Source organism: Silvimonas terrae, assembly GCF_014202765.1.
GTDB lineage: Bacteria > Pseudomonadota > Gammaproteobacteria > Burkholderiales > Chitinibacteraceae > Silvimonas > Silvimonas terrae.
On record NZ_JACHHN010000010.1, the window covers coordinates 123,616 to 147,304 of the forward strand.

Sequence of the window (23,689 nt, forward strand, 5' to 3'; positions counted from 1 at the left end):
CAGGGTATCGGCCATCACCTGTTAACAAGCACGGCACGTACCGTACACGCGAAATAACAGCCCGGGTGATGAGACCACTGGATGCGCATGAATAGCGCCAATACAAGAAGGATGGAGACCTGACTTTCATGAAAATGAGACGTTTAACCCTTGCAGCAATTCCGGCCGCCCTCGTGGCGGCCCATTCTTTTGCTGCGTATCCCACATGGCAAGATGGCGGCACATACACTGCCGGCACCATCGTTTACTACAACGGTCACGACTACCAGGCCCTGGTGACGCAGACAGATTATGTCGGCGCCAACTGGAACCCGGCCGCAACGCCTAGCCTGTGGAAGGACCTGGGCGCGGATACCGGTGGTACACCGACCCCGACGCCCACTCCGGCACCGACCCCTGCGCCGACCCCGGCACCTACGCCGGCGCCGACTCCCGCTCCTACACCAGCACCGACCCCGGCTCCGACGCCTGCACCGACACCGGCACCAACGCCGTCCGGTACATGCTACGCAGCGTGGGTTTCGACCACCGCGTACAGCACTGGCGCAACGGTCAGCTACAACGGTGTGAACTACAAGGCCAACTTCTGGACGCAGGGCAACAACCCAAGCACCAGCAACGGTGGTAGTGGTACCGGCCAGCCGTGGACGATTGTCGCTAACTGTTCTGGCGGCACCCCGACGCCTGCACCAACACCGGCGCCAACGCCAGCACCGACTCCCGCTCCGACCCCGGCCCCAACGCCTGCGCCGACCCCGGCTCCGACGCCTGCACCAACACCGGCGCCTACACCGGCTCCGACGCCGACTCCGGCACCGACCCCGTCGGGCAAGTATCAAGTGGGTTCGTACTTCGCACAGTGGGGTATCTACTCGCTGGGTTACAACGTGAAGAACATCGACACCAGCGGTTCCGCTGCCAAGATGACCTTCCTGAACTACGCCTTCAACAACGTCTACAAGCAGGCTGACGGTACGTACCAATGCCAGGGCCAGGTCACGGTCACCGAGCAAGGCGCGACCAATCCAAGCGCACCGGGTGCCGGTACGGGCGGCGATGCCTGGGCAGATATCCAGAAGGGCTTTGACGCGACGACTTCGGTCAGCGGCGTGGCTGATGCCTGGAACCAGACGGTCAAGGGCAACTTCAACCAGTTGAAGGAACTGAAGGCCAAATACCCGAACCTGAAAGTGTTGATGTCGCTGGGTGGCTGGACATGGTCCAAGTACTTCTCGGCAGCAGCAGCAACAGATGCCGGCCGCAAGGCATTGGTCTCCAGCTGCGTGAACATGTACATCAAGGGTAATTACCCGGTGGACTCTGGTTCAGGCACGGGCGGTACCGGTGTACTGGCAGGTATCTTTGACGGGGTGGATATCGATTGGGAATACCCGGGTATCCAGGGTGTTGGTTACAACACGGTTGATGCGGTCAATGACAAGCACAACTACACCTTGTTGATGCAAGAGTTCCGTTCGGAACTGGACGCATACGGTGCAACCACCGGCAAACACTATCTCTTGACCGCCACCACGGGTGCGGGCTCGGACAAGATTGCCCAGGAAGAACCGGCTGCGCTGGGTGCAGTGGTCGACTGGCTGAACCTGATGGCCTACGACTACCACGGTGGCTTTGAACCCACTGGCCCGACGGACTTCCAGGCCAATCTGTACGCTGACCCGAACAGCCCCAACATCAAGAACGGTGGCGTAGTGGCAACGTACTACACGGACGCGGCAGTCAACGAACTGGTGAACGCCGGCTTCCCGATCGCCAAGCTCAACATGGGTATCCCGTTCTATGGTCGTGGCTGGACTGGTGTGGCTAACGTCAACAACGGCATGTATCAGACCGCCACAGGCCCTGCCGCCGGTGCGTCTGAAGCAGGTATCAACAACTACAACGTGTTGAAGCCGGCCGCTGGCTCGGTGTATTACAACAACACCGCAGTGGGCCTGTACAAGTATGACGGTACCAACTGGTGGAGTTACGACGATCCGACCATCATCTCGACCAAGCTGAACTACACCAAGTCCAAGGGTATGGGCGGCGTATTCTCCTGGTCGCTGGACGGTGACGATACTTCCGCCACGCTGATGAACGCCATGGGCGCCATCAATCAGTAAGCAGCAAGGTTGTAGACCCGACGACGTATCGTGATCCGATACGGTTGGCCCCCCGGAGATTTTCGGGGGGCTTTTTTATTTGGAGGAGTGAGGAGTGAGGAGGGGGAAGGATGCATACCCCGGACTCGTCATTCCGGCCTTGAGCCGGAATCCAGGTGTAAACAGGTGTGCCGCAGGCACTGCAAATGGTTTGTCCGTGGTTTGCCAGAGTAAGCCCATCTTGGGTGGGCGTCCCTCGGCGGTCCCCTGGATTCCGGCGCAAGGGAGCCGCCGAGGACCGGAATGACGAAGTATTGGTTTGCGAGGCACGATGAAGTGGACACACAATCTGACACGCCACACGCCACACGCCACACGCCACACGCCACACGCCACACGCCACACGCCACACACCGAAATCAATACACCCCTGGCTTGTGCTGTTTGGCCTGCCAGGCCTCAATTCGCGGCAACATCTTCAAATACAGTCCGGAGCCCACCGCGCATAGCGCACACGCCAGCACGGTGTTTTCCACGCGCGCCAGGGCAAAGTGCATGGGTGAGGCAATCACGCGTTGCAGACCAAAATCCAGCAACACCATGACCAGTGCGGTAATCGGGATCACCGCCACCCAATAGTTACGGGCCTGGGCCGCCGGTGTCATGGCCGCCATGAGCGTGACCAGTATCGCCAGCACCCATTCGCTTTGTACGTAATAGATCACTGCCGCGCCCGCCACGACGCCAATCAGGGACCCCACCAGCCGCTGGATCAAGCGATGCATGCTGTGGTGGGCGTCATACACCGTGACGATGGCAATGGTCAGTGGCACCCAGTAATAGCGCAGCAACCCCAGCCATTGGCCCAGCAAATAACCGGCCAGCACCAGCGAAGCAAAGTAGAGCGCAAACGCGCCATTGTTATGCCGCCGCCGCATCAGGTGCCGCGCTGCTTCTCGCAACATCGGTGCTGTCTGGTATTCCGGTTCTTCAAACAACTTGAGCGAAACCAGCACCGATAAAATGCCCGAGAGGCCGCCAATGATCAGGTAGGTGCCGCACAAGGGGGGGAGGTCCGGCGCACTATCGCCAAACAGAAACGCCACCAGCCAGTACTTGCCAATGAACTCCACCGAGCCGCCTGCGCCTTGCAGCCAGCCGGCAAACAGTGCAAAGCCCACCAGCAAGGCCAGACCTGCGCCCGGGACATAATGACCCGCCACGCCGGCAATACCGGCCAGCAGCATGCCCAGTGTCATATAGATAATGGCGGCAATGCGCTCGCTGGTTTCACCGCCGTAATCGACAAACAGCGTGTAAAAGCCAGCGACGCCCCCATAGACCGCCGGCAGGAACTCGCCACGCGTTAGCGCGATCAGGAGCGGCAAGCCCACCGCAATGGCACCACGGAACATCTTGCGACGGTTGATCGGCGTATTGGCCAGTATCAGCGAGGGGTGCAAAGCCATGGCAGCGGGGCAGACCGGTTGAGGAGTGTGCAATGTAGGCAGACTACATGATCTTGTGGAGGTAAATAAGCCCGATCGGGCGCAGTGTCACATCCGCATGCCAAATGTTCTGGTCTATGCCTTGGCCGCTGCATACGGGATAATCACGTTTTCAGGGACACGCCATGCCGCTCTCGCAAAATACCGACCTCACCGCGCTCAACACCCTTGGTTTACCCGCCCGTGCACAGTACTTCTGTGCGCTGACTGATCTGGCGCAACTCGATGAGCTTCGCGCCGACCCGGCCATCGCTGCACTGCCCTGGCACGTGCTGGGCAGCGGCAGCAACCTGGTGTTGCCCGATCAGGTTACCGGGCTGGTTATTCAGGTTGCGCTGCGGGGGCGCACGTTGATGGGCGAAGATGAGCATGCCTGGTATGTCTCTGCCGGCGCAGGGGAGAACTGGCACGATTTCGTGCAGTGGACGCTTGCCCAGGGCTGGGCCGGGCTGGAAAACCTGTCCCTGATTCCGGGTACCGTGGGCGCGGCACCGATCCAGAACATTGGCGCGTACGGCGTAGAGGTCAAAGATTTGTTGTACGGCGTGCATGCCACAGAGCTGAAAAATGGCGAGCGCCGTATTTTCAGCCAGTGCGAATGCCGTTTTGGCTACCGTGACAGCATCTTCAAACAAGAAGAAGCCGGGCGCTGGCTGATCAGCGAGGTGATTTTCCGTCTGCCCAAACAAGCCGTGCTCCATACCGCGTATGGCGACCTTGTGAACGAGATGCAGCGCGTGGCGGCTGAACCCTCAGCCCAGGCCGTGGCGCAAGCGGTCATCCAGGTACGGCAACGCAAATTGCCCGACCCGGCGGTGATCGGCAACGCCGGCAGCTTTTTCAAGAACCCGGTTGTGGATGCCGCCACGCATGGTCAGCTAAAGGCAAAGTGGCCGGAACTGGTCAGCTATCCCTTTGGCGAGGGCGCATTCAAGCTGGCGGCGGGTTGGCTGATCGACAAGGCCGGCTGGAAAGGCAAGACATTGGGACCGGCCGGCATGTATGAAAAACAGGCGCTGGTGCTGGTCAATCATGGTGGCGCACAGTGTGCAGACGTGCAGCGCCTGTGTCAGGCTGTGCAGGATTCGGTGCGGGGGCAGTTTGGCGTGCAGCTGGAACCGGAACCCGTGTTCTGGTGATAGGCGGGGGAGGTGTGCATACCCCCGGCTCGTCATTCCGGCCCTGAGCCGGAATCCAGGCGTAAACATCGGTGCCGAAGGTACTGAAAATGGTTTGGCCTGTGGTTTGCGCGGGTAAGGCCACCTTTGGCGGCCGGCTGGATTCCCGCTTCCGCGGGAATGACGAAGTAACGGTGTGCTGGGTGTGATGAAATGGCCACACCATCTGGCACACCTCACACCTCACACCTCACACCTCACACCTCACTTGTCTAGCGCGGCCAGCAACTTGCCGTGAATGCCGCCAAAACCGCCGTTACTCATCACCAGCACATGGTCGCCCGGCTGTGCGGCGCTGACCACATCGGCAATCAGCGCATCCAGATCAGTATGACTGTGCGCGCGTTCACCCAGCGGTGCCAGAGCCTCCGCTGTATCCCAGCCCAGATTGGCGCCATAGCAATACACCCGATCAGCATCGGTAAGACTGGCCGGTAGCTGCGCCTTCATGGTGCCCAGCTTCATGGTGTTGGAACGCGGCTCCAGTACCGCCAGAATGTGCGCGTTGCCTACTTTGCGGCGCAGACCGGCCAGCGTGGTGGCGATAGCGGTTGGATGGTGGGCAAAATCGTCGTAAACGGTTACGCCGTTGGCGACCCCTTTGATTTCCATCCGCCGTTTGACGTTGCGGAACTCACCCAGCGCGGCAATGGCCTCGGCCACCGGCACGCCAACGTGGCGTGCTGCGGCGATGGCGGCCAGCGCGTTCAGGCGGTTGTGCTCGCCCAGCAAGTCCCAGGTGACGCGTCCTTGGGATTGGCCGGCGAGTAACACGTCAAAGTGCTGCCCGTCGTCATTGGCGGTGCTCCAGCCGGCGGCGGTGCCAAATCGTTCTGTTTCGCTCCAGCAACCGCGCTGGAGTACCCGTTCCAGGCTCTCTTCGCGGCCGTTGGTCACCACGCGACCGTTGCCGGGTACGGTACGGATCAGGTGGTGAAATTGCGTTTCGATCGCGGCCAGATCGGCAAAAATATCGGCGTGATCGAACTCCAGGTTGTTCAGGATCGCGGTGCGCGGCCGGTAATGCACAAATTTGGAACGTTTATCAAAAAAGGCTGTGTCGTATTCATCCGCTTCGATTACAAAGAAAGGAGATTGCCCGCCTTTTTCCTGGCGCGGTTCGCCTGGCAAGCGCGCGGAGATACCAAAGTTCTCTGGAATGCCGCCCACCAGAAAACCTGGTGCAAGGCCCGCATATTCCAGTATCCAGGCAAGCATGGAGGTCGTGGTGGTTTTACCGTGCGTCCCCGCAACGGCCAGTACCCAGCGGCCTTGCAGAATATGATCCCGCAACCATTCCGGGCCGGAGGTATACGGCAAGCCGCGATTGAGGATTTCTTCCATCAGCGGGTTGCCGCGGGTAACCACGTTACCCACAACATAGAGGTCTGCGCCAAGGCGCAACTGGTCTGGGGAATACCCCTCAATCAGTTCGATACCAAGGGCTTCAAGCTGGTCGGACATGGGCGGATAGACCCCGGCATCGCAGCCTGTCACGGTGTGGCCCGCCGCGCGTGCCAGGGCAGCAATACCGCCCATGAAAGTGCCGCAAATGCCAAGGATGTGGATATGCATGGTAAGTATGGAAATGCTTCAGAAATTAAGAGTTTGAATGTCTTGGCGCGTCAAGTTTGGATTGCGTACAATTCCGTATTCATTTCACGCTCAGAACTAGATCATGCAGAAAGCGCCGCCGGTTAACCCGGTGGAAATCGCCCGGATTGCCCTGAAACGGTTGGTCGAAAGCCGCTTGCCGCCGACCCCGGAAAACTATACGCAATTTTACAACGCGATTGCCACCATCAAAGCACCGGACGATAAGACTACGGACGAGCTTAAGCAGGCCTGGCAGATTTTATGCCGCCTTGATGATGCCGCAGGTGAGGTCAGCAACACCACGGAAGAATTGCTCTCTGCGCTGGCCAGCAGCGGTGAGCATATGGTCAGCAGCCTTGGTGAGTTGCAAGACGCCCGCGAAGCGCATCGTACCCGCAGTGTGCCGGTTGAAGAAACCCATGGCCGGCTGGAATCGCTCCTGACCAACCTGATTGATTCCACCAGCACCATTCAATCTACCGTGCAGACGTCGCACGGGGATCTGGCCGCCATTCGCGAGTCGATGCGGCATATTGAAGAAGATCTGGCCCATAACCGCATGATGCTGGGGCTGGACCCGCTGACCGGTGCGCATAACCGGCAGGGTTTCGATCATCTGCTGGCGGCCGAGGTCAAACGCGCGCGCCGGCATACGGGCAAGCTGTCTGTGGTTATTCTTGATCTGGATGACTTCAAGCTCGTCAATGACCGTTATGGTCACCTGGTCGGTGACCAGGTGCTGGTCCACGTGGCCGACCTGGCCAAAGCAGTGTTGCGCGAAAGCGACGCCCTGGTGCGCTATGGTGGTGAAGAATTCCTGTTGATCTTGCCGGAAACCGACCAGAACGGCGCCCGTTATGTGATCGACCGCTTGCGCGTGGTGGCTGCCCGTACCCCATTCATGCATCGCTCGGAACGCATTGACGTGTCGTTCTCCTCCGGTGTGGCGCAACTGAAAGATGACGAGAACGGCCGCGCCCTGGTGTTGCGCGCCGATGAAGCCCTGTATCGCGCCAAGGCCAATGGCCGGGGCCGGGTGGAACTGGCTGTCTGATCACCCACCCATTGGTGCACATGGAAAAACCCCGGTTCCTGCCGGGGTTTTTTGTTGGCTCGGTCAATTGCGCCAGAAGGCAGGTGTGAACAGGATCAGTACAGAGAAGATTTCCAGCCGGCCCAGCAACATGGCAAAAGTGCAGACCCACACCTGGCTCGGCCCAAAGATAGAGAAATTGGCCGATGGCCCGATAGCACCCAGACCCGGGCCGGTGTTATTCAAGCTGGCCACCACCGCGCTGAAGGCGGTCAGAAAATCCAGACCGGTCAGTAACAGCACAAAGGTCAGTACCACCATGCTGATCACATACAGAGAGATAAACCCCAGGACGGCAAAGATCATGGGCGGCGGGACGCTGCGGCCATTGATCTGGACCGGCTTCACCGCGTTGGGGTGTAACAGGGTGGTGAATTGCCGGCCGGCTTCCTTGATCAGCACCAGCGCGCGGAACATCTTGATGCCGCCGCCGGTTGAGCCTGCACAAGCCGTGAAGCAGGACAAAAACAGCATCAGCAAGGGTACAAACAGCGGCCAGGCCGCAAAATCTGCGGTGGCGTAGCCGCTGTCAGTGGCAATCGAAATCAGATTGAACGTCACATGGCGCAGCGACGTTTCGTAATCGGGATAGATATTCTGCCAGGTAAGATAACCCGCCAGCCCCAGCGCAGCCAGCACCAGCACCGCGATCATGGTTTTGAACTCGGAATCCCGCCAGTAGGTCAGCAGAGAGCGCCGGGAGAGCGCGACATAATGCGTGGCAAAGTTGGTGGCCCCCGCCAGCATGAAGATCACCAGTACCACTTCGATCCCAGGCGAGTTGAAATACCCCACGCTGTCGTTATGCGTGGAGATTCCCCCCAGCGAGATCGCCGTCATGGCATGGCACACGGCATCAAACCACGTCATGCCGGCCAGCTTGAGCAACAACATGCACAGCACGGTCAGGCCGGAATACACCAGCCACAGATTGCGCGCGGTCTCGCGGATGCGCGGCTTGAGCTTGGCATCTTTGATCGGACCGGGCATTTCTGCCTTGAACATCTGCATGCCGCCGACGCCCAGCATGGGCAAGACCGCCACCGCCAGCACAATCACCCCCATGCCACCCAGCCAGCTCAGCATATGCCGCCACAGGTTCAGCGATGCGGGCAGGGCATCCAGGTCGGCAATGGCGGTTGAGCCGGTGGTGGTCAGGCCGGCCATGCCTTCGAAATAACCGTAGGTAAAGCTCATATGCGGGTCGTAGAGCATCAGCGGTGCGGCGGCGGAGAGCGGCAACAGTAACCAGATGCCCACGACCAGCAAGAAGCCGTCACGCACATGCAGTTCGCGGCGGAACGGGTGCGTCAGCAGCAGAACCAGCAGGCTGCTGACAATGCTCAGCACCAGCGCCTCGGCCAGCGGCAGAAAGCCCGCATCCTGCCCTAGCCACGCCAGCGCAATGGGCACCAGCAAGGTGAATGAGAACAACAGCGCCACCCGCGCCAGAATGTTCAGGGTGGGTAACAGGCGCATCAGAAGAACCCCAGTTTGACGGCAAACAGGTGTTCTACCTCCCGTGTGCGCATCTTGTCGTGGACGAACACAATGCAGCGGTCGTCGGCCTCGATCACGGTGTCATGGTGCACCATGATCACCTTGCCAGAACGCACGATGGTGGCCAGAAAGGCATGGGCCGGCATGCGGATTTCATCCACCCGCCGCCCGATCACGCGGGAGACGGACTTGTTACCGTGCACCACCAGCTCCACGGCCTCCGCCGCGCCCCGACGCAGTGGTTTGACGGCGGCGATATCGCCCTGTCGCGCGTGGGCCAGCAGCGTGCCAATGGTCAGTTGGGCGGGGGAGAGCGCGACATCAATGCGGCTATCTTGCAAGAGGTCGACGTAACGGGAGCGATTGATGATGGAGACCACCTTGCGCGCGCCCATTTGCCGCGCCAGCAGTGCAGACATGATGTTGTCTTCATCGTCCGAAGTGAGCGCCAGGTACATGTCGGTACGATGAATCTGCTCTGCCTCGAACATGGTTTCGTTGGTGGCGTCGCCGTGCAGCACCAGCGTGCCCGGCAGCTCGTTGGCCAGCCATTCGGCACGGTTAGGGTCGCTTTCCACCAGCTTGACGCTGTAGTCCTTCTGCAAGGCCTTGGCGAGGCGATAACCGACGTTGCCGCCACCCGCCAGCAACACGTTGTTGATCGGGCTTTCCACCACGTGCAGCGCGCCAATCACTTTGCGCATCTGCCGGGTTTCGGCCAGCACAAACACCTCGTCCCCGGCGAAGAGCTCGGTATCCCCATCGGGCCGGATATAGTGGTTTTTGCGGTAAATACCCACCACGCGGCGGTCAATATTGGGCAGCACGTCATTGAAGGCGGTGAGCGGCTTGCCAGCCATGGGCGCACCCTCGGTCACGCGGGTGACCACCAGCTGCACCAGGCCATTGGCAAAGTCCAGCACCTGCAACGCCTCCGGCATTTTCACCAGGCGCGTCAGATAATCCGTGACGACCTGGGCCGGCGTAATGGTGTGGCTGATGGCAAAACCGTCTTCCTCGGCAAAGAGGTCGGCATGCGCCAGCAAGTCGGCATTGCGGATGCGGGCAATACGCGTGGGTACGCGGAACATCTGGTAGGCGATCTTGCAGGCCACCATATTGAGTTCATCGGTGGGTGTGACGGCGAGCAGAAGTTCGGCGTCGGCAGCCCCGGCTTCGCGCAAGGTGGTCGGGCTGGAAGCGGAGCCGGCCACGACCCGCAGGTCAAGCTTGCTGGTTAATGGGGCCAGATTGGCGGGGTTGTCATCGACGATGGTGACGTTGTGCTGCTCGTACACCAGTTGTTCGGCCACGGTGGCGCCAACCCGGCCTGCACCAAGGATCAGGATATTGGACACGGTATGCGGACTGCTCCGGTATTGTTTTTGGATCGGCCACTGCGGTGGGCCGGACTGCGGTCAGGCCGCAAATGAAAACGGGAAGCGATCCAGTGGATCAGCTTCCCGTTCAGACTAGCACAGCCGCACCAATGTGCGACTTGCGCGCCATTCAATCATCTTCAACCGGCTTGTTCTTCTTGGGCATATTCACGCCCAACTGCTTGAGTTTGCGGTAAAGGTGAGTGCGTTCCAGCCCGATGCGTTCTGCGACGCGGCTCATATTGCCGCCCGAGAGCTCAATCTGGCGTTCCAGATAGAACTTCTCGAACTGATCGCGTGCTTCGCGCAGCGGCAGGTTCATATCCACCGCAGACAGCGCCGGTGCCGGGGCAGAAATCTGCACGGCAGAGGCTTCGATGCTGGGAGAGAACTGCGACAAAATACGCGACACCGGATTGATATCGATTTCACCATCGCGACAAGAAAGCGCCAGGCTTTTCACCACGTTGGTCAACTCATCCAGGTTGCCCGGCCAGTCTTGCTGGGCCAGCAACTGCAGCGCGTTGTGGCTGAAGCGGCGGGCGCCCAGTTTGTGTTGGGCGACGGTATCGGCCAGGATGGTTTCCGCCATGCGCGGAATATCTTCCTTGTGCTCACGCAAGGCGGGCACCGGCACGATCCATTGCGACAACTGGCGGAACAGTTCCGGGTCCAGGTCGCCGCTGAGCTGGTCCAGCGGACGGCTGGAGGCCGACACCAGGCGCACCTTCATCTTTTCCAGCTTGCCCAGTACCGACTTCAAACCGGCTTGCGCCCGTGTATCCAGATACGCCAGATCCCGCAGGAACAGCGTGCCGCCAGTGGCCTTGTTCAGAAGCTCTTGCGGCGCGAGGGCGAATTCTTCATTGGAATACGGGGCTACAAACGGCTTGCCATCCGGATTGACGTAGCGGGCGCAGTATTCGAAACCCACACCAGGCGGGCCGATCAACAGCACCGGCGCCATTTGCGCTTGTGCGGCTTGCAGCATGCGGGTGAGTTCGCGGATGTGCTCGCTCTCGCCAAGGCGTGCCAACGTCATGACCGGACGTGGTGCCTCCTGCTGCATGGTGACCGCGCGCTTGACCGCCGCCAGCAGCTTTTGCAGGCCGATGGGCTTTTCCAGAAAATCCAGCGCACCGATACGCGTGGCTTCCACCGCGGTATCAATAGTGGCGTGGCCCGACATCATGATGACCGGCATGGTGAGCTGGCCGTTGCGGGCCCACTCTTTGAGCAAGGTTACGCCATCGGTATCCGGCATCCAGATATCCAGCAAGACCAGCCGTGGCTGCGCCTGATTGCGCAACCGGCGAGCCGCTTCGGCGTTTTCCGCCACAGCCACGCTATAGCCTTCGTCTTGCAGAATTTCGGACAGCAATTCGCGAATGCCGATCTCGTCATCAACTACCAGAATATCCTGACTATGCAACTTCATTCCTCCGCCAGCGGCAGATCAATACGAACCCAGGCTCCGCCAGTTTCGCGGTTTCCGGCCTGAATGCGGCCGTGATGCTCGTCGATAATCTTTTTCACTATCGCCAATCCCAAGCCCGTACCTTTTTGTTTTGTTGTGATGTACGGTTCAAAAACCCGAGGCAGTATATCGGGTTGAAAGCCGTTTCCGCTGTCTTCAACGACTAGTCTCGCAAATTTATCGGTTTTTTCGGTCCGGACGCAAATTTGTGGCGTCCGTACCGCACCTTCTGCCGTTTGTCCGCTTTCCTGGGAATGGATCGCATCTTGTGCATTCTGCAGCAAATTGTGGATCACCTGGCGTAAATGGGTCGCATCGCCATCCACAATCAACGGGCTGTCGGTTGTATCTTCATATTTCACGGATGCTGCTTCATACAACACCAGCACCTCACTTAACAGTTGCCGCAAATCCAGCGCTTTTTTCTTGCCGGTGGGTTTGCGCGCGTAGTCGCGGAAGGCATCCACCATTTGCTTGAGCGCTGCAACCTGCTTGACGATGGTCTGAGCGTTGCGGCTGAGCAAGTCTTTTCCGGGCTGGTCCAGTTTATCGGCCAGCTTGAGTTCCATACGCTCGGCAGCAAGCTGGATCGGTGTCAGCGGGTTTTTGATCTCGTGTGCCAGCCGCCGTGCTACTTCGCCCCAGGCTGCATCGCGCTGGGCCGAGATCAAGTCCGTAATGTCATCAAACACCACCAGGTAGCCGGTGCGGCTCTCGCCCACCGCCAGCCGGGTTCCACGAATCTGCAGGATACGCTTCTGGTCGGCCACTTCGACCGATTTTTGCCAATGTTCTTCACGGCCGGCAAAACCCAGCATGACCTCATCGCACAGCGCCATGAGGGCCGGGTAGAGTTCGGGCCAGCGCTGCAATGGCAGGCTGCCCAGTTGCAGTGGTTCAATGGCCAGAATGCGCAGCGCGCTCTGGTTGGCTGAAGCCAGGCTCCAACTGTCGTCAAATGACATCACGCCGGCCGTCAGCGAGCCTAGCATGGCTTCCAGGTAGGCGTTGGCGGCTTCTTGCTCCGCCTGGTGCTGTTCCAGCGCAGAACGCGCGTCGGCCAGCTGCCGCGTCATCCGGTTGAACGAGTGGGTCAGAATGCCCAGCTCATCGCGACTGATCACGGGCTGGCGCTGCGAATAGTCACCCGAGGCCACCGCGCGCGTGCCCTCGGCCAGCACCGAGAGCGGCGCGGCAAGTTTATCCGAGAGATAAATGGCCAGCGCCACTGCGCCCAGCAAGGCCATGAGCAGCGCCAGGGTCAGCGTCAGGCTGTAGATCAGCTTGAGGCCCTGGCGGGACTGGGAGAGCTGTTTGTAATCGGCCCGGACCTGCTCGACCAGTTCTGCATCGGCTGCCAGCGTGTGATCGACCGGCTGGCGCAATTGCAAGATTCGCGTGCGTTCAGACAAGCCCGTGTCATGCACCGGCATCATCACCCGCATGGTCAGGCCCTGACCGGTATCGGCTTCTAGCTGTTTGAGCGGCCCTTGCTGGGCCTGACGTAGCTGGTTGCGGTCTGGAATACTGGGAAACAAGCCGGCATTTTCATTGCCGATATGGGCGATGGTCTGGCCGGTTTCATCAAAAAGGCTGATTTCCTGTACGCCAATCTGGTCGCGCAGGCGGGTCAGTCGTGATAGCAGGGCGGTGCCGTTTTCATCGTGAATCTCCAGCGCAATCACCCGCGCCTTGCGCAAGAGATCGTTCTGCTGGAAATCAATGGCGTTGTGGCCCAGATTGAGGCCCCGATCCAGCGCACCTTCAACCCGTACGTCAAACCAGGTTTCGATGGAGCGGTTCAGAAACTGCACGGACAGCGTGTACACCAGTGCGCCGGGCAACACGGCCACCAGCGAGAACATCAGCACCATGCGTAGCGTCAGCCTGGAGCCAAACACCTTGTGTTTGACCTTTTGCACCAGTTGCATCATGCGCACGCCCACCAGCACGATCATGGCCAGCAGCATGAGCCCGTTGATGCTCAGCAAAATGGTGTAGTACTTGGCAAACGCCGAGGTATTGCCGGAGGCGGTTGCCAGCAAGAACAACAGGATGGTGCCCAAAGAGGCAAGAATGACCAGAGCGCGTCGCATTTACTTTCCGTCCTCGTCGCTGCGCAGGCCGACCTCCGTCCAGCTGGACTCCAGTTGCCAGTCGCTATGCCCCAGCGCAGTCAATTGCCAGGTTTTGGGCAGTTGCGAGACATCCAGCTTAAGCCGCATGCGGCCAGAGAAATCACTCTTGTCCTGGGCGATGGAGGTGTCTTGCAGCACCGCCCAACCACGGATCACGCCCAACGCACCCAGCGCTTCATCCAGCGTGTTGAAGCTGCGATAAAAACTGCCCAGGTGCAGGCGATACTGGCGGGAGAGCGCGTGGTAGCTCAGACGGTAGGTGAGGGTGGCGGTCGGAGAGAACCAGTCCGCCACTTGCCGATACCAGGAGTACATGCGCGGGCGGGTGAGCTGGAACTCATACACAAACGGTAAAGAGAGGCCGTTGACCAGCGCGTCTTCCAGCGCGGGGGCCAGCGTGATCTTGTAATTGGCGGAGATTTCGACCTGGTTGTCGCCCCAGCTCGATGAAGTCTGCTGGGCCTTGATCCCGCCGTTATCCGCCCAGGCGGCCGAAAAAGCGGCCGACAGGGCCAGCCACAAGACAAAGAGCCCGCACCAGCGGCGCAGGCTACTGAGCTTGTTTCTGGAAAAGGGCGTAGTAAAAACCATCGTGCTCCGGATTCGGCAAAAGCTGCCCTTCTGAGGCGGCCTCCAGGGTCACCGGCAGTCGCTGGGCATCCGGCGTTCTGGCCGCAAAGGCCATTGCCTGTTCTGCGTTTTCTGCCGGGAATATGGAGCACGTAGCATAGAGGAGTTTGCCGCCCGGGGCTACCAAACCCCACAGGGCATCAAGCATTGCGGCCTGTTGTTGCGCAAACTGGACAATATCGCCCGCCCGGCGCAGCCATTTGATATCCGGGTGGCGACGTGCCACGCCGGCCGCTGAACACGGTACATCGGCAAGGATACGGTCAAACGGCTTGCCGTCCCACCAGGTCGCTGGCTGGCTGGCATCTCCGGTTTTCAGCGTGGCCGTCAGGCCCAGGCGCTTGAGGTTGTCGTCCACGCGGGAGAGGCGCTGGGTGTCGGCATCAACGGCGGTCAGGTCCAGCGTCGCCAGTTCCAGCAAATGGCCGGTTTTGCCACCTGGCGCGGCGCAGGCATCCAGCACGCGCATGCCGTCGGCGACATCCAGCAAGCGGGCGGCTTGTTGCGCACCCCAATCCTGCACCGACAACAACCCGTCGTAAAAACCCGGAATCCGGTCTACGCCAACCGGGTGACGCAACTGGATCGCGGTGTCATCCAGCGCCCGCGCTTCAATACCGGCTTCTTGCAATGCGGCCATGGCGGCATCCAGCGTGTGCCGGCGCCGGTTGACCCGCAGGGTTAACGGCGGGTGGGTGTTATTGGCGGCCAGGATGCTTTCCCACTCCCGTGGGTAAGCCTTTTTCATGGCGTCAATCCACCACGGCTGGTGCGACCATTTGCCATAGGGTGTACTGCGCGCCTCACTCAACAACTCATCGCGGCGGCGCAGAAAATTGCGCAGCACGGCGTTGACGAGGCCCTTGCCCATGCCTGTGCCGGTGTGCGAGGCCACTTTCACCGCGTGATCGACCACGCTGTACGGCGCGGCGCGGGTGAACTGCAACTGGTACAGGCATACCAGCAACAGCGAACGCAGCGCCGATTCGTGCAGCGGCTTGTTCAACAATTGCTTGAGCGTGCTGTCGAGCAAACCCAGGTGACGCAAGGAGCCATAGCTCAAATCCTGGATTGCGCCGCGCTGCTGCGGGCGCAAATCAGGTTCATCACGCCACACGCGCGTCAGCGCGTCGGTGAGGGTCTGGCCGGCCATGACCGCATCAAGGGCCTGTGAGGCCAGTTTCTGGGTTGCAAACACTTATCTGAAATCCGTCTGGTTCTGGCCGCGCGCCATGGCATACAGGCGCTCGACGCGTTCTTCTGTTCGTGGGTGGGTCCGGAACAGATTCGCCAGACCGCCGCCATGCAGCGGGTTCATGATCATCATCTGTGCCGTTTCCGGGTGTTGTTCGGCGGTATGCATCGGAATGCCCGCTGCATAAGCTTCGATCTTGCGCAGCGCGTCCGCCAGTGCTTGTGGATCGCCGGAGATTTTTGCGCCGCCCGCATCTGCAGCAAATTCGCGTGAGCGGGAGATCGCCATCTGGATCAGCGAGGCCGCCACCGGGGCCAGGATTGCCACCGCAATGCCCACAATCGGATTGACGGGGCGACCGTGTTCATCGCGGCCACCAAAGAACATGGCAAAGTTGGCCAGCGCAGAAATAGCACCGGCCATGGTGGCGGTAATGGTCGAAATCAGGATGTCGCGGTGTTGCACGTGCGCCAGTTCATGCGCCATCACGCCGCGCAGTTCCCGGGCGCTGAGTACCCGCATGATACCGGTGGTGCACGCTACAGCGGCATTTTCCGGGTTACGGCCAGTAGCAAAGGCGTTGGGCTGGTCTTCTTCAATGACATAGACCTTGGGCATGGGCAAGCCGGCGCGGCCCGCCAGCTCACGCACCATGGCGACAAGTTCCGGTGCGGTGGTGTCATCCACCAGGTGCGCGTTGTACATGCGCAGCACCATCTTGTCGGAGTTCCAGTAGGCAAACACATTCATGCCGCCTGCAAACAACAGGGCCAGCAGCATGCCTTTCTGGCCGCCAATCATGCCGCCGATGACACCAAAGAGCGCCACGATTGCCGCCATCAGCAAAGTGGTTTTCATCCAGTTGTTCATTGTTTCCTCTATCAAGATTGCCGCCGGCCTGTGCCGGCATCAATCAATAGATTGCCGTCGGCAAGAATAATTCAACGTGCTTGTGAAACATGCACATTCGCGGCCCCGTTCAGGCGTCGCCGCCCAGGCGCGTACCGACGGTAATCCCGCCGCCGGCCAGCAACGCTGCGGCGTCCATGCGCTTGCCGCCCGCTTTTTGTACTTCCAGCAACTTGAGCACCCCGTCGCCCGTGGCAACCAGCAGCCCGTGGCGGTCCGCCTGAATCACTTCGCCGGGTTGGCCCTGGCCGGATACCGGTTCGGCACGCCAGATCTTGAGCGCTTCACCCGCCAGTGTGGTCTGGGCGGAAGGGAAAGGATTAAACGCCCGGATCATGCGATCAAGCGCCACCGCACTGTGTTGCCAGTCAATCTGCGATTCTTCCTTGCGCAACTTTTCGGCGTAGGTCACGCCCTCTGGTGGCTGCGGCTGGCGCGCCGCCTGCAAACGCGGCAGTTCGGCCAGCGCGTCTACCACCGCAGCGGCGCCGGCGACGGCCAGTTTGTCGTGCAGGGTGGTGGCGTTGTCGGTGGCTTCAATGCGCACCGGATGCATGCTCAGCATGTCACCGGTGTCCAGCCCGGCATCCATCTGCATGATAGTGATGCCCGTTTCGGCATCTCCCGCCAGGATGGCCCGCTGGATCGGCGCGGCCCCACGCCAGCGTGGCAGCAGAGAACCGTGAATATTCAGGCAGCCCAGCCGCGGCATATCCAGCACCGCCTGCGGCAGGATCAAGCCGTACGCAGCCACGATCATGACCTCTGCCGCAATGGCCGCCACGGGGGCCTGTTGCTCGGGCGAGCGCAGTTTTTCCGGCTGATAGACCGGCAGGCCGTGTTGCAAAGCCAGTTGTTTGACGGGCGAGGCGGTCAGCTTCATGCCACGGCCTGACGGACGGTCCGGCTGGGTCAGTACCAGCGCAATTTCATGACCGGCCTCAATCAGGGCGGCAAGGGCGGCGGCGGCAAAATCCGGCGTTCCGGCAAAAATCAGTTTCATGAGCGATCCAGCCTGTGCAAATGGACGAACAAAAAAGAAACGCCGCCAGCGGCGGCGCGGGTGAACGTTGCCCGATAGCCACAATGAGCGCGACCAGTACGCGGCCGGGCGGCTACGGTCGTCGGGACTTACATCACCTTGCGTTCGTTCTTTTTCAGCTTCTGGATGATGCGAACCAGCTTCAGGCGCGAAAGCTTTTCAACAAATACTTTGCCGTCAAGATGATCCATTTCGTGCTGAATACAAATCGCCAGCAAACCTTCTGCCGACAGTTCGAATTCTTTGCCAAACTGATCCAGTGCGCTGATTTTCACGTGCTCAGCCCGATCAACCTCTTCGTAAATGCCGGGAACCGAAAGGCAACCCTCTTCAGATTTGACCTTGCCGTCCATCTCCAGAATCCGGGGGTTAATCAGGACGAGTAATTCGTCTTTGGATTCAGAAATATCAATGACGATAAGACGTTCATGCACATTTACCTGTGTGGCAGCCAGTCCGATGCCTGGTGCGGCGTACATCGTTTCCGCCATATCATCGACAAGCTGTTGCAGCTTTGCATCAAAAACGGTGACGGGTTTTGCAATTGTGTGCAAACGTTCATCGGGATAATGCAGGATATTCAGAATTGCCATGTTTGCTTGCAGCTCAAAAAGTTTATATGCAGAATCTACGCGGCTTTTGAGCCCCAGTAGAAATCAACGAAGAAACAGTCTTTTCCGCGTCAGAGCATCAATCTTGATGTCTGGCGAGGACAAATGGGTTCACGTTGGCCGTCCCGGAACACATGTGTCCGGCCCTTTCCGGATTTAACCGGAGCAGATGAGTATGACCACCATGCGTAAAACAATTATATCGCTTCTTTTTGCCCTCAGTGGCGCAGCCGGCATCGCACATGCCGATACGCTGGCCATTCAGGACAACGCGCCGGACCGCTACGTTGTGGTCAAGGGCGATACCCTGTGGGGTATTTCCGGGCATTTTCTGAAGCAGCCGTGGCGCTGGCCGGAAATCTGGAACATGAACCGGGACCAGATCAAGAACCCGCACTGGATTTATCCAGGTGACGTAGTGGTTCTGGATCGCTCTGGCGCCACCCCACGCTTGAAGCTTCTCAAGAATGAACGTGCGGGCGCAAACGGCGAAGTCAAGTTGTCACCCAGCGTACGCGTCAGTGATCTGGATAACAACGCGGTGCCCAGCATTCCGCTGGCCTCCATCCAGCCGTTTCTGAACAAGCCGCTGGTGGTCGAAGAAGGTGAATTGCTGACCGCCCCGCGGATTGCCGCCGGCCCGGATGATCGCGTGGTCTTTGCAAGCGGCGACAAGATTTACGCCGTGAATATGCCGAACGCCAAAGTCGGTGAAATTTACCAGGCTTATCGCCCATCCCAACCCTTGTACGACCCGAAAGACCCGGAGCACAAGCGCGTGATTGGTCATGAAGTGACCTATCTGGGCGATGTCTCGGTCGAAAAACCAGGTGCGGTGGTGACATTGCGCGTCCAGGCCAGCAAGGAAGAACTGGGCATTGGTGCTCGTCTGGTCAAGGCCAGTGATGCCGAATACCTCAACTACGCCCCGCACGCACCGGATCACGACGTGAAGGGTCTGGTGGTCTCCGCCTATGGCAGCGTGGCCGAAGCCGGTCCGATGACCACACTGGTGGTTAACCTGGGTTCCGCTGATGGTCTGGATGTCGGAACTGTGCTGGCCACCTGGAAAGCCGGGCGTCCGATCAAGAAAGAGTCGAAAAGCGAGCCTGACCTCTTTACTCCTCCCGAGCGCAGTGGCAGCGTGTTCGTTTACCGTGTCTTCCCGCACTTCTCGTACGGGTTGCTGCTCGATAGTACCGAGCCGGTCAACGTCGCTGACGAGGTCACTAATCCTTGATATCTGACAACGCGGACGCAGCCTTATGGCTGCGGTTCGCGCTTGTGCCCGGCATCGGGCCGCGCCGCCAGTCTGGTCTGCTGCAAGCGTTCAAAACGCCGCAGGCCGCACTGGCGGCTTCGTTTTATGACGTATGCAACGTACTCGGTGGTACCACCCACGCACGGGTCTGGTGTGATGCCGCCCATGCGCCGATGTCGGATGCGGTGTTGCAAACGCTGGAGTGGCTGAGCGCGCCCGACCATCACCTGTTGACGCTGGCCGACGCGGTATATCCACCCCGGTTGCTGGATTTGCCTGACCCGCCCTCGGTCTTGTTCTGCATGGGCGATACCCGTCTGTTGTCGCGGATTTCCCTGGCGGTCGTGGGCAGCCGCAATGCCACGCCGCAAGGTATTGAACATGCGGAGCGCTTCTCTGCTGCCGTGAGTGCGGCGGGTGTCGGTATTGTCAGTGGGCTGGCTGCGGGGATTGACGCCGCAGCGCATCGCGGCGGGTTGACCGGCCCGGGCAGCACCATTGCCGTCATCGGCACGGGACCGGAGCGCGTTTATCCGGCATCCAACCGGGCGCTGGCGCACCGCATTGCGGCAGAAGGGGTGATTGTTTCTGAATTCGCGGTGGGCTCGGAGCCCAAGGCCGGGCATTTTCCGCGTCGCAACCGCTTGATCGCGGCCTTGGGTAAAGGGTGCCTGGTGGTGGAAGCCGCAATGCAAAGTGGCTCGCTGATTACCGCTCGTCAGGCCAATGAGTTGGGGCGGGAGGTCTTTGCCATACCGGGATCAATCCATTCTCCGGTGGCCAAAGGGTGTCATCTGCTGATCAAAGAAGGGGCCCGGCTGACGGAAACGGCCGAGGACATTTTGCAAGAGTTGGGCTGGGGCACTGCAACGGCCTGGCCGGCGTTGCCAGAGACGGAGCCGGCGGCCGTCCCCGAAGGGGAAGAGGGTATGGTGCTGACCGCACTGGGATATGACCCGGTGACGGTCGACGAACTGGTTGTAAGGTGCGGCTTGACGGCAGACCGACTGTGCGCAATCCTGCTTGCTCTGGAATTGCAGGGGGTGGTTCTGGCGCTGCCAGGCAACCGTTTTCAGCGGGGTGCATGAGCGGCCAGAAAAAAGGGGGTGGCTTGAATTGCCATTGCGTCGCCTTCAAATTCCAGATACAGATTTAAAAAAGAAACGCATCAGGGCCCGATTCATACATGCTGGAAGTACTCGCTTACCTTTTTGAACAGTTCTACCACGCCGAGGGTGAACCCGACGTGTCGCTGCTGGCTTCGCGCCTTGCCAGTGCCGGGTTTGAACAAGACGACATTGCCCAGGCGATGGGTTGGCTGGCAGAACTGAACCGTATCGATACCTCGCGCTATGCCGCGCTGGGCGATATGGCCGGCCGTCATTTGCATCCGGAAGAACTGGCCAGGTTTGACGAGGAAGCGCTCGATTACTGGATGTATCTCACCAGTGCCCGGGTGCTGGGTCCGGCAGAGCGCGAAATGGCGCTGGACCTGGTCATGCATGCCGCACCCGGCGAGATTTCGCAGGAGCGGCTACAGTTGATCGTGCTGATGGTGGTTTGGCGAAAGCGCGATGAACTGTCTAATCTCTTGATCGAAGAGATCCTGTTCGGCCGCGAAGGCCTGACCCAGCACTGAGCGTGTACGACGCACTGGCCAACCGGCCTTTATCCATCTCTAAGAAACGTGAACGTTACGGCATACCATGTCCGCAAATTTGCTGATTGTTGAATCGCCGTCAAAAGCGAAAACGCTGAAAAAATACCTGGGCCCGGATTTTGAAATCCTGGCTTCCTACGGTCACGTCCGTGGTCTGGTGCGTAAGGATGGCTCGGTCGATACCGAGCACGACTTCAAAATGAAATACCAGATCATCGACAAGAACAAAAAGCACGTCGATGCCATCTGTTCTGCGGTCAAAGACGCACAGCACGTGTTTCTGGCAACTGACCCGGACCGCGAAGGCGAGGCCATTTCCTGGCACATCATGGAAATCCTCAAGGACAAGAAGCTGACCGGTAAGGACCGCACCTTCAAACGGGTGGTGTTCCACGAAATTACCGAAGCCGCCGTCAAGAACGCCGTGGCGAACCCGCGTGACATCGACGGCGATATGGTTGATGCGCAGCAGGCCCGTAGCGCACTCGATTACCTGGTGGGTTTCAACCTGTCACCGCTGCTGTGGCGCAAGGTCCGTTCCGGCTTATCCGCCGGCCGCGTTCAAAGCCCGGCATTGCGCCTGATCTGTGAGCGCGAGATTGAAATCCGCGCTTTCACGGCCCAGGAGTACTGGACTATCCACCTGGATAGCCACAAGGCACGCACCAAATTCGGCGCTCGCCTGTCTGCCTGGCAAGGCAAGAAGCTCGACCAGTTTGATATTCCCGACGAGAAGGCCCAGACCGCCATCCTGACCGCCCTGCAGGGCAAGGATGCCAAGGTCGCCAATGTCGAGAAGAAAAAGAAATCCCGCAGCCCTGCCGCGCCCTTTACGACCTCCACCCTGCAACAGGAAGCCGTGCGTAAACTGGGCATGACCACGGACCGCGCCATGCGCACTGCCCAGCAGTTGTATGAAGGCGTGGACGTGGGTCAGGGCACGGTCGGTTTGATCACCTATATGCGTACTGACTCGGTCAACCTCGCCAACGAGGCGCTGGACGAAATCCGCGAGTACATCGGCAGCAATTTCGACAAGGACTACCTGCCGTCGGCCCCGGTGGTCTACAAGAACAAAGCCAAGAATGCGCAAGAGGCGCACGAAGCAGTGCGGCCAACCTCCATCCTGCGCACGCCGGATGCGGTCAAGCCCTACCTGTCTGCCGACCAGTTCAAGCTCTACCAGATGATCTGGAAGCGTACGCTGGCGTGTCAGATGACCCCGGCCCGGTTTGATACCGTCGGTGTGGACATTGAAGTGGGTGCTGAGGCTGTGTTCCGTGCCTCTGGTCAAACGCTGGTATTCCCCGGCTTTATCGCCGTGTACCAGGAAGACCAGGACGACGTGGAAGAGGGCGACGAAGACGAAGCCCGTCTGCCGGTACTGGAAGCCGGTGAAGTGTTGCCGATCGACAAGCTCTTTGGCGAACAGCATTTTACCCAGCCGCCACCGCGTTATTCGGAAGCCAGTCTGGTGAAATCGCTGGAAGAGTTCGGCATTGGCCGTCCCTCTACCTACGCCTCCATCATCAAGACGCTGAAAGACCGTGAATACGTTGACCTGGATAAAAAGCGCTTTATCCCGACCGATACCGGCGAAGTGGTGAACAAGTTTCTGACTGATCATTTCACGCAGTACGTGGATTACAACTTCACGGCGCGCATGGAAGACCAGCTGGACGACATTTCTACCGGCAAGCGCGAATGGGTGCCGGTACTGGATGAGTTCTGGAAGCGTTTCCATGAACAAGTTGTGGAAAAGCAATCGCTTTCCCGCAAGGAAGTCACGCAGGAAGAACTGGACGAGCTGTGTCCAAAATGTGGCAACAAGCTCGCCATTCGTCTGGGCAAGCGGGGTCGTTTCATTGGTTGCACCACCTATCCGGAGTGCGATTACACCCGCAATCTGAACGAAGACGCGGACACCGCCCCGACCGAACCGGAAGTGGTGGAAGGCCGGGTTTGTCCGGAAGATGGCGGCCAGTTGCTGATCAAGACCGGCCGTTACGGCAAGTTCATTGGCTGCGCCAACTACCCCAAGTGCAAGCACATTGAGCCGCTGGAAAAACCCAAGGACACCGGCGTGGAATGCCCGCTGTGCCACAAGGGAACGCTGACCGAGAAGAAGAGCCGCTACGGCAAGCTGTTCTACTCATGCTCAACCTACCCCAAGTGTACTTACGCGACATGGAACCCGCCCATTGCGGAGCCATGCCCCAAGTGCAACTGGCCGGTACTGACGCTGAAAACGACCAAACGCCGTGGCGTAGAGAAGGTGTGTCCGCAGAAAGAATGCGGCTATGCCGAGCAGGTTTCTCCGCCAGACGCGAATTGACGTCAGGACGGAAGCACGCCAGACTCTGGGTTAATCGTGATACTTACAAGAACCGGCCCTCGCGACACGCGG

General features: G+C 59.6%; 18 protein-coding genes. 7 read left to right on the forward strand and 11 right to left on the reverse strand.

The genetic code is table 11. The features are described from left to right. Positions 1 to 128: 128 nt before the first annotated feature. On the forward strand, positions 129 to 2,126 hold the full coding sequence (locus tag HNQ50_RS19745; RefSeq protein WP_184102941.1) for a glycosyl hydrolase family 18 protein: 1,998 nt from the start codon (positions 129 to 131) through the stop codon (positions 2,124 to 2,126). Positions 2,127 to 2,524: 398 nt separating this feature from the next. Here HNQ50_RS19745 and HNQ50_RS19750 read toward each other — a convergent pair whose 3' ends face one another. Then, positions 2,525 to 3,574 carry an FUSC family protein gene (locus HNQ50_RS19750; RefSeq protein ID WP_184102942.1) on the reverse strand — a complete coding sequence of 350 codons (1,050 nt, stop codon included), beginning with the start codon at positions 3,572 to 3,574 and terminating at the stop codon, positions 2,525 to 2,527. 164 nt (positions 3,575 to 3,738) lie between these two features. Between HNQ50_RS19750 and murB the strand changes: the two genes are divergently transcribed. Next, the gene (gene murB / locus HNQ50_RS19755) at positions 3,739 to 4,752 is read left to right on the forward strand and encodes a UDP-N-acetylmuramate dehydrogenase (protein ID WP_184102943.1); all 1,014 of its coding nucleotides are present in this window, start codon (positions 3,739 to 3,741) and stop codon (positions 4,750 to 4,752) included. Between the two features lie 243 nt (positions 4,753 to 4,995). Here the strand turns inward: murB and mpl are convergent, their stop codons facing one another. After that, positions 4,996 to 6,366, reverse strand: coding sequence for a UDP-N-acetylmuramate:L-alanyl-gamma-D-glutamyl-meso-diaminopimelate ligase (gene mpl / locus HNQ50_RS19760; protein ID WP_184102944.1), 1,371 nt, complete (start codon positions 6,364 to 6,366; stop codon positions 4,996 to 4,998). A 103-nt stretch (positions 6,367 to 6,469) separates the two neighbouring features. Here mpl and HNQ50_RS19765 point away from each other — a divergent pair, with 103 nt between their 5' ends. Continuing rightward, positions 6,470 to 7,441: a GGDEF domain-containing protein gene (locus HNQ50_RS19765; protein ID WP_184102945.1), complete on the forward strand. Its 972-nt coding sequence runs from the start codon at positions 6,470 to 6,472 to the stop codon at positions 7,439 to 7,441. Between the two features lie 63 nt (positions 7,442 to 7,504). On the opposite strand, the gene HNQ50_RS19770 is transcribed toward HNQ50_RS19765, so the two are convergent. From HNQ50_RS19770 to def, 9 genes are all read right to left on the reverse strand, one after another. Beyond that, positions 7,505 to 8,959, reverse strand: coding sequence for a TrkH family potassium uptake protein (locus tag HNQ50_RS19770; protein WP_184102946.1), 1,455 nt, complete (start codon positions 8,957 to 8,959; stop codon positions 7,505 to 7,507). After that, the gene (trkA, locus tag HNQ50_RS19775; RefSeq protein ID WP_184102947.1) at positions 8,959 to 10,338 is read right to left on the reverse strand and encodes a Trk system potassium transporter TrkA; all 1,380 of its coding nucleotides are present in this window, start codon (positions 10,336 to 10,338) and stop codon (positions 8,959 to 8,961) included. The genes HNQ50_RS19770 and trkA overlap by 1 nt, the downstream gene beginning before the upstream one ends. Before the next feature lie 151 nt (positions 10,339 to 10,489). Then, positions 10,490 to 11,797 carry a sigma-54-dependent transcriptional regulator gene (locus tag HNQ50_RS19780; RefSeq protein ID WP_308419190.1) on the reverse strand — a complete coding sequence of 436 codons (1,308 nt, stop codon included), beginning with the start codon at positions 11,795 to 11,797 and terminating at the stop codon, positions 10,490 to 10,492. Then, positions 11,794 to 13,932, reverse strand: coding sequence for a sensor histidine kinase (locus HNQ50_RS19785; protein WP_184102948.1), 2,139 nt, complete (start codon positions 13,930 to 13,932; stop codon positions 11,794 to 11,796). The genes HNQ50_RS19780 and HNQ50_RS19785 overlap by 4 nt, the downstream gene beginning before the upstream one ends. Beyond that, a complete protein-coding gene (locus HNQ50_RS19790; RefSeq protein ID WP_184102949.1) occupies positions 13,933 to 14,565 on the reverse strand; it encodes a DUF4390 domain-containing protein in 633 nt (210 codons plus the stop codon). Continuing rightward, complete coding sequence (gene rsmB, locus HNQ50_RS19795; protein ID WP_184102950.1) at positions 14,525 to 15,802, reverse strand: 16S rRNA (cytosine(967)-C(5))-methyltransferase RsmB; 1,278 nt, start codon at positions 15,800 to 15,802, stop codon at positions 14,525 to 14,527. The genes HNQ50_RS19790 and rsmB overlap by 41 nt, the downstream gene beginning before the upstream one ends. Beyond that, positions 15,803 to 16,657 carry a zinc metalloprotease HtpX gene (gene htpX / locus HNQ50_RS19800; protein ID WP_246428799.1) on the reverse strand — a complete coding sequence of 285 codons (855 nt, stop codon included), beginning with the start codon at positions 16,655 to 16,657 and terminating at the stop codon, positions 15,803 to 15,805. 121 nt (positions 16,658 to 16,778) lie between these two features. Next, positions 16,779 to 17,711: a methionyl-tRNA formyltransferase gene (gene fmt / locus HNQ50_RS19805; RefSeq protein ID WP_184102952.1), complete on the reverse strand. Its 933-nt coding sequence runs from the start codon at positions 17,709 to 17,711 to the stop codon at positions 16,779 to 16,781. A 128-nt stretch (positions 17,712 to 17,839) separates the two neighbouring features. After that, positions 17,840 to 18,343 (reverse strand): peptide deformylase, encoded by a 504-nt coding sequence (gene def, locus HNQ50_RS19810; RefSeq protein WP_184102953.1) that lies wholly within the window; start codon positions 18,341 to 18,343, stop codon positions 17,840 to 17,842. Positions 18,344 to 18,545: 202 nt separating this feature from the next. Here def and HNQ50_RS19815 point away from each other — a divergent pair, with 202 nt between their 5' ends. The 4 genes from HNQ50_RS19815 (at position 18,546) to topA (ending at position 23,617) form a co-directional block, all read left to right on the forward strand. After that, entirely contained in the window at positions 18,546 to 19,601 is a 1,056-nt protein-coding gene (locus HNQ50_RS19815; RefSeq protein ID WP_184102954.1) for a LysM peptidoglycan-binding domain-containing protein, read from the forward strand. A 44-nt stretch (positions 19,602 to 19,645) separates the two neighbouring features. Beyond that, entirely contained in the window at positions 19,646 to 20,710 is a 1,065-nt protein-coding gene (gene dprA / locus HNQ50_RS19820) for a DNA-processing protein DprA (RefSeq protein WP_308419191.1), read from the forward strand. 98 nt (positions 20,711 to 20,808) lie between these two features. Then, positions 20,809 to 21,261 carry a DUF494 family protein gene (locus HNQ50_RS19825; protein WP_184102955.1) on the forward strand — a complete coding sequence of 151 codons (453 nt, stop codon included), beginning with the start codon at positions 20,809 to 20,811 and terminating at the stop codon, positions 21,259 to 21,261. 67 nt (positions 21,262 to 21,328) lie between these two features. Continuing rightward, on the forward strand, positions 21,329 to 23,617 hold the full coding sequence (gene topA / locus HNQ50_RS19830) for a type I DNA topoisomerase (protein WP_184102956.1): 2,289 nt from the start codon (positions 21,329 to 21,331) through the stop codon (positions 23,615 to 23,617). Positions 23,618 to 23,689: the final 72 nt, after the last annotated feature.

Coding starts and splice junctions, on each gene's coding strand:
- HNQ50_RS19750 (WP_184102942.1), bottom strand. CDS start 3,574: ATGGCTTTGCACCCCTCGCTGATACTGGCCAATACGCCGATCAACCGT.
- HNQ50_RS19790 (WP_184102949.1), bottom strand. CDS start 14,565: ATGGTTTTTACTACGCCCTTTTCCAGAAACAAGCTCAGTAGCCTGCGC.
- HNQ50_RS19765 (WP_184102945.1), top strand. CDS start 6,470: ATGCAGAAAGCGCCGCCGGTTAACCCGGTGGAAATCGCCCGGATTGCC.
- HNQ50_RS19770 (WP_184102946.1), bottom strand. CDS start 8,959: ATGCGCCTGTTACCCACCCTGAACATTCTGGCGCGGGTGGCGCTGTTG.
- HNQ50_RS19780 (WP_308419190.1), bottom strand. CDS start 11,797: ATGAAGTTGCATAGTCAGGATATTCTGGTAGTTGATGACGAGATCGGC.
- mpl (WP_184102944.1), bottom strand. CDS start 6,366: ATGCATATCCACATCCTTGGCATTTGCGGCACTTTCATGGGCGGTATT.
- HNQ50_RS19815 (WP_184102954.1), top strand. CDS start 18,546: ATGCGTAAAACAATTATATCGCTTCTTTTTGCCCTCAGTGGCGCAGCC.
- topA (WP_184102956.1), top strand. CDS start 21,329: ATGTCCGCAAATTTGCTGATTGTTGAATCGCCGTCAAAAGCGAAAACG.
- def (WP_184102953.1), bottom strand. CDS start 18,343: ATGGCAATTCTGAATATCCTGCATTATCCCGATGAACGTTTGCACACA.
- htpX (WP_246428799.1), bottom strand. CDS start 16,657: ATGAAAACCACTTTGCTGATGGCGGCAATCGTGGCGCTCTTTGGTGTC.
- HNQ50_RS19745 (WP_184102941.1), top strand. CDS start 129: ATGAAAATGAGACGTTTAACCCTTGCAGCAATTCCGGCCGCCCTCGTG.
- murB (WP_184102943.1), top strand. CDS start 3,739: ATGCCGCTCTCGCAAAATACCGACCTCACCGCGCTCAACACCCTTGGT.
- HNQ50_RS19825 (WP_184102955.1), top strand. CDS start 20,809: ATGCTGGAAGTACTCGCTTACCTTTTTGAACAGTTCTACCACGCCGAG.
- HNQ50_RS19785 (WP_184102948.1), bottom strand. CDS start 13,932: ATGCGACGCGCTCTGGTCATTCTTGCCTCTTTGGGCACCATCCTGTTG.
- fmt (WP_184102952.1), bottom strand. CDS start 17,711: ATGAAACTGATTTTTGCCGGAACGCCGGATTTTGCCGCCGCCGCCCTT.